This is a genomic window from Brevibacillus sp. HD3.3A (assembly GCF_013284375.2).
GTDB classification, from domain to species: domain Bacteria; phylum Bacillota; class Bacilli; order Brevibacillales; family Brevibacillaceae; genus Brevibacillus; species Brevibacillus parabrevis.
Genome location: NZ_CP085875.1, coordinates 55,398 through 61,606, shown reverse-complemented (window position 1 = coordinate 61,606; position 6,209 = coordinate 55,398). Strand labels below are relative to the sequence as shown.

At 49.1% G+C, this 6,209-nt stretch carries 6 protein-coding genes; all 6 read right to left on the bottom strand.

The window, feature by feature from the left end; translation table 11 throughout:
* On the bottom strand, positions 1-1,380 hold a 1,380-nt coding region (locus HP435_RS29025), incomplete at its 3' end, for a DNRLRE domain-containing protein (RefSeq protein WP_229050038.1).
* A gap of 59 nt (positions 1,381-1,439) precedes the next feature.
* Positions 1,440-1,799 carry a hypothetical protein gene (locus HP435_RS29020; RefSeq protein ID WP_173600026.1) on the bottom strand — a complete coding sequence of 120 codons (360 nt, stop codon included), beginning with the start codon at positions 1,797-1,799 and terminating at the stop codon, positions 1,440-1,442.
* On the bottom strand, positions 1,796-2,107 hold the full coding sequence (locus tag HP435_RS29015; RefSeq protein WP_173600025.1) for a hypothetical protein: 312 nt from the start codon (positions 2,105-2,107) through the stop codon (positions 1,796-1,798). The genes HP435_RS29020 and HP435_RS29015 overlap by 4 nt, the downstream gene beginning before the upstream one ends.
* Positions 2,108-2,290: 183 nt before the next feature.
* Positions 2,291-2,572 (bottom strand): hypothetical protein, encoded by a 282-nt coding sequence (locus HP435_RS29010; protein ID WP_229050037.1) that lies wholly within the window; start codon positions 2,570-2,572, stop codon positions 2,291-2,293.
* A 503-nt stretch (positions 2,573-3,075) separates the two neighbouring features.
* Complete coding sequence (locus HP435_RS29005) at positions 3,076-3,252, bottom strand: hypothetical protein (protein WP_229050036.1); 177 nt, start codon at positions 3,250-3,252, stop codon at positions 3,076-3,078.
* A 2,487-nt stretch (positions 3,253-5,739) separates the two neighbouring features.
* Positions 5,740-6,207, bottom strand: coding sequence for a hypothetical protein (locus tag HP435_RS29000; RefSeq protein ID WP_229050034.1), 468 nt, complete (start codon positions 6,205-6,207; stop codon positions 5,740-5,742).
* Between the last annotated feature and the right edge of the window lie 2 nt (positions 6,208-6,209).

Here is a 6,209-nt window from a genome sequence, read left to right as displayed (position 1 = left end):
TAGGCGCTTGTTGCTGTAGGTCAGCGTTTTGGCAAAAGAAAGAGGACTGCTGCCATCCGATACGCCGGAGGCGATAGCCCTCGCTGTGCCGTTGTTGATCTTGTACTTTACAGTAACCACATTGCCGTTGTCGGCGTCGCTGGCCTCGCCCGCGATTGGAAACGTGCTACCTTCCGCTAATGTTTGATTATTTGTAGGGTTTGTGAGTGAGAGCGTTGGCGTGTTATTGGTGAGTGGTTCGAGTATGATTGCACCAGAAAATCCATAACTAGGTAAGATGGTAGTTGAAGTTTTTTCTGCTGGAGCCAGTCCTCGCTTTTCATGGAGGTATCTGTATGCCACCTGAAAGCCGTAGTTTCCTGCTACCGATACATCTGATGGTTCATTAAAGCTTAGTGGGGGCGTGAAAGAGCCTGATGCCCTGATTGCAACGTTTAACACAACAGCTAGATGGTTGGCGCTCGTCACATCGGATAGTATACCGCCACCGTTGAAACTCGTATTATCCGAAACGACAGAGAACACATTCTTAGGAATAGATTTGACATTTCGGAAGTTATGGACGATGCTTCCGTGTGTCAATGATTGAGAAAAAGTAAACGTAGGATTTGCCATTCCGTTCGTAGCAAAACGATATGCAATGAGGAATTTCCTCCCGTTGTTTGCATCATTCAATAATGCAGTCCACCCCGAAGGAATCGTAATTGTCGCGGTAGAAGAATTTATGCCTAACATTACGACGAGCAAATCACCGGATTGATAACTTGGTAGAATAGGCGTGTGAGTTGACGCATCTCCACTTGCGGGAGTATTGCTACCCACATACTCCACCTGTTTTTTTCCGCTGCTCGGGATGGTGTAGTCGATGGTTAGGGTTGGTTGGCTGGCGACTGTCGTGTGGTCAAAAGAGCCAATATCTCTGAATGTAGACAAAGTTGCTTCATCTGCTTCCTTGAGCAAAAATCCGTTATTGACCAGCGCCCCGCTAACCCAATCTTGAACAATCGATTTTACGTTGATTGCTTTGGAAACAAGCCCATTGTCCAAAGTAATCGAAGCAGAAACCGAAGCGTCGAAATTAGGTTGAGTATTCCATGTTGTGGTGTTATCCCAAACCGATGTAGTCTTATGGACATTAATAGTCCTTGTCCCTACTGGCGCTGAAATCTGCACAACATTCAGAGTCGCACTATTGATTATGGCATCATTTGGAATCACACCTAAATCGAATTTTATTAACGATCTCCAAGCGCTTCCAATCCCGTTCTCAACACCTATCCTAGTAGCGATACCTGTGGGATAAGCGCTCGTTGGATTCGCTTGGGATATTGAAGTGTCTTGCGTGACCACGCTTGCTTTATTAAGCGTAACTACAGGCATGTTCCTCCCCCTCCCCTATCGTAAATGGCCGTTATCGGCATCTTTCCATGATCTTACACTCATGCCTTTATCACCAGCCAGCCCTTCGAGGCATCCACCCATCCTGCGTCGATCTGCAGGCCCACCGTCGAAGAAAAGTCAAAGGCGAAGTTGTTGTTTCGTAAGTCGTTGGCCAGCTGGTTTTCGAGCGTCTGGACGCGCAGTTCGAGGGCGTTATATTGTGAGCGAGGCACATGCAAATCTTGATTGTTGACGTGATCGACGATTGGGTTAAGCGCCGCCGCATTGATTCGGCTGCCCGGCTCCACTATGCCGATCTTCTCCAACTCCACAACTTCAACGGTACCGTCCTGGTGCATCATCTGGTACTTTTTTTCGTCGCCCAAGTTGTAGCGCCTATCAACAAACGGCTGCATCATGTGGCAGCTACCTCCTTCCATGTGGCTTGGATCGGAATTTCAAACCGCAAATCGGTGTCCGGCTTGTCGATGTTGAGCTTGCCTGGCGGGTCTGACCAGCAGACTTGACCTGCCGCGTTCTTAATGATCCGCTTCGTAATCCGGCCGACTACATTGGCTGGCACGTCAATAAAAAACCTCACCTCGCTACCTTCTCGGGCACTGGTGAGGCTGACAGGTATGATAGTGCCGTTTATCTCGATCTCGGCGCTACTAAACAGCTCCTGCAACCGTTTGGCCTGTTCTTCCAGTGCAAATGGCATCATCATAGCTCAAACTCACCTCCGGCGCAGAAAGTATCGCATGCTTGGTATGTGCTGATGTGCGCGATTGGTTTCTCAGGTGTTATATATTCAACCAGTCGATCTTGCCCCGATAGAGAATAAGCGTGAGCCAGATGTGCCAATTTGTTGTCTTTTACATACTCCTCGACTACAGGTAGGCTGTATGATTCAAATGGTGAATCCAGTTTGTACAGAACAAAGTAGTTGCTGTGATCTGGTATGATCTTTGGCTTTGCCACTACTTAACATGGCCAAAGCAGACTCGGGAAACTTGGTGTTTACTGGTCCGCCTTTGTTCTCGTTTTTTGGCCAAGATGCGCTTTCGTCTTGTTCTTCGATGTCCATGGTGTTATCCACGACCAAACCGTGTTCAATCTCGCGCTCGCTCATTAACGAATTTACGGCTGTTTTTACGCGTGTTTCAGCTTTGACCATATCAACCAGACCCATGACATAGTCAAGCGCCTACCAAGCCCTTCAAACAGCCTGCGTGTGCCTTCTTTTTCAAGTCAAGCCACCGATGGGGAATGAAGTTTAACAGAAAGTCCTTGAAACCCAATTTCCTCCCTTCCTACATAATCGTGATCTGACCAACAACAGCTACATCCGTATTGCCCAGATGACGGTTCGCTGTTGGTGTTGACATCTCAAAGTCGATGAGGACAGGCAGTTTTGACGGATCAATAGACTCGTGGCTTGCTTGGCAGTCGTTATCAGATCAATAACCCTGACTACACGATCTGCGTTTCGTTTTCTTCCTCGATGTAGGTTGTTATCACGCTTGCACAAGTGGCTTGCCCGTTTCAGAGTGTAACCCGGTGCCCACTGAGCGTTTTGGAGTGTCACATCGATGAGAACCGGGTGGGCGCTGTAACTTTTACTCGCCATCTGCCAGTCCAGCAGCAGGCGTCTTAGTGTCGATGTATGCTTGGCAGTCATCAACGACAGTCTGGTCAGGTACTCCACTCCGTGATGACGATATCGACCGTTCCATTTCGCGACTCAGTGGAATCACCAACGCTGATACTACTCCAGATACCGACTCCGCCCCATGTTTTGTAGTCGAGTGCTGTACCGCCCTTGCTCGTTCTTCTTCGATCCAGGATGCGTTTGGTGGTATGTCTCATCATCTTCTGTGTCTGTACTCTGACTTGTAGACAGTTGCGTCAGTTACGAAGTCAAATCCAGCCTGGAGCAACCAGGTTGATTGCACCATCGGCACATTCCCATGCTCGCACTTCTGTACACTCAACCAAAACGTCATTGACCGATGTTGCCCCTGTATGGAATTTTTTTGCTTGACCAGGTATGACACGATATTGTCGCGATCACTACCGACAGGCGTCGTTGTCACCAGAAAGTTGCGTTCGTCACAGGCGCATCCGTGGAAACAGGCGAGCTTTATTAAGTGTCACAGCGCATATAGCCTGGTGGGCTGTTTACGCGGCATATCGTATTCATCGCCCAACTCATCAAGTTTTTCGTCAGTGGCGGTTACTACAGAGATTGTCATACACGAATCTGAGTATGACCACTATCAGCGTACGCCGCCCCTCTCAGGCCCAGGATGATGTTTGATAACCTACTGATTTGACAGATCGTCGATCAAGCCTTGTTCTGGCCGACTATCTCTTCAACAAACTTGGGTCAACTCATCTTTCGTTGGCCAGGTTACCACTTCATCCACCTCCCAACGAGAATGCAGCTTCGCTATGTCACATCCCGCACCTATACTTCCTTTGCGTACAGGACCTTCACTTGTTGACCATCGAACGTTTCAGCTTCAGGTGGCAGTCGATGACCTCTCTTCAATCCATCCAGGGACATTCTCAGTTCCGACTCAGCAACGTATCCTGTGCAATAGATTCGGCAGTCTTTTTGTTTTCCGGAGTAAACGGCTTGGCCAGAATCTCGAGAGTGCAGCCATACTCCGGGTAAACTCACTTTCTCCGAGCGATGAGTAAACGGAGATAAGCCTGCCGCTTGACGTTTCCAGTCCGCTCACCGTTGCCAACGTATCGCCTGACCACATGATTTCACCGTTTATCACGCCGAGTAAATCGGTTCCGTAGTTCATTGTTCTGCCCTGATCGAGTAGACCAAGCACAACATATGTACCTGATCCGTTTGTGCCCTGGAACGTTTGCCATTAAGACCTCCCGTTCGAGCTTGTATGGAAACTCCGGTTCATAGACTCCTGACCCCTGTCTCGATTGATAAAATGTGTCTTTCAAGCATCACACCATCCCGACTCCACGCCCCATGGTTCAAGTTCAACCTTCACCATCCGGTTATCTTTATCTACCGAGACGACTCCGTTAAATACAAAAGGAGATGCCGGCAGCATCACCTCAATGTCTCTTTATTCTGCCAGTTGAGACTCACAACCGAATCGGCCTCCTTCCTCCAACTCCAAGTTTGTGAATGTGATCACAACCCATCATCTCGCAGATCCAGATATGATACCTTCGGTGAAGTACACTTGTGATAGACCTTGCCAACACCATACAACACGATACGACGATCATTGGACAGTTCAGGAAAGAAGTCTGTGGTGAAAGAGCCGTGAACCTGCTGCCGAGAAAGGTCTTCAGGATGCTCCGCGCGCGCCGCTGTGCTTCGTCTCGTGTGTGATGCCAGGTAGTAATAGCGTTGCGTGTACTTGTTTCCAGAAGAGGACCCAGCAAAGGAAGCCTTCTCAACGATGCGTTGACCTTCATTCTTCCCACCTCGCGCTTCTTCACCGCCCCAGGAACAAATGGAGATTACTCCTCTTACAATGATTGCGAGATGCATTGGGTGCCCGCTCGATCTGGTAACCCGCTGTCGATGTTGTGACCCCAAGTGAATACGAGAGGTCTTTTGCAGTTTGGCAGCAGGCCCGTAGTACCAGCTCGGTTCCTTGCACATGAGTTGCGAAACCACTGCTTTGCGCCAGATAGAGCACCAAGTCCCAGTGTGATACCTCACGATTTACGTTGGCGTGGTCATCTTCACGATACTGCCAACTGGTGCCTCGCTTTCCTGTGAACAACCGGGTTCAGTCCATGCTTGCGTGCGATCTGCTTAAACGCCGCTGTACTGGTTAGGTTCTGCATCTTCACTGCGTTTCTTTGAAGTCGAAAGCTCTGGCTGCATATGAGCGCCCATAGATCGATACGACTGCCATCTGTGGTGTCAAACACCCATACCGGGTAGTCCATGTCACCCCTGATCAACAATGCTGGTTTACCTTCCCAAACCAGCTTCGATTCTCACACTACAGAACCAAAACCAGATCAGCTGCTTGCGTGCTCCCACTCGTAACAACGGATCGGTTGGTTTGTCTGTCACTTCCCAGGGCAACTTTACTTCGAATGAGTCCACAGCTCCAAGCCCACTCTTTTCTACGGTAAACAAATCCAATTTAACCGGCTTGCCGTTAATCGATGTTTACTACAGGTCTGCCATAACGCTAGCAAGGGCCTTCCTGACTGACTTTATCAAACATACAACGTCACTCCGACTCGTAAATTGTGCGGTCCGTTCTTCAACGCCTGTTGATTTTTCGGGTTGCTTGCGATTCTAGGCCATTTGTTTGGGTCTTTCTTAGCTGAGCTGCAATCTTCGGTAAGGTGTCACCAGGCTGTACGACCATACGTCGCTGTGGTCGATGCTGCTGTGTAGATGGTGATTTTTTTTCGGGCAATGGCCAGAGCCGCTTTGTCTATCGAATCTTCGAGCAGCGCTTCCCGCCTTCTCATATCGAATACTCGTTCAAGTGTGATAGAGAACCCGATGCGATGTTCGGTCTTCACATCTGGATAGAAAGATGTAATAACGACAGGAAAGCTAAAGATGTCCGTTGCAAATGTTACAGGCTTACCCGCCGTTCGCATGTTACCGATCTTTAGCATGCGTTGGTAAGCATCTTGGCCAATAAAAAAACCGTTCCAGGTGATCGGACGGTAATCGGCTCCCATGTATTGAATTGACCTGGTGCCACCCGGAAACTTCCGGATAGCAAAGAACGTTTCGCCGCCCAAGTTGGCCTCGTCAGGCTTCTCAAAGTTGCGCAGCTCCACTCCGCCCAGTGATACTCGCATGA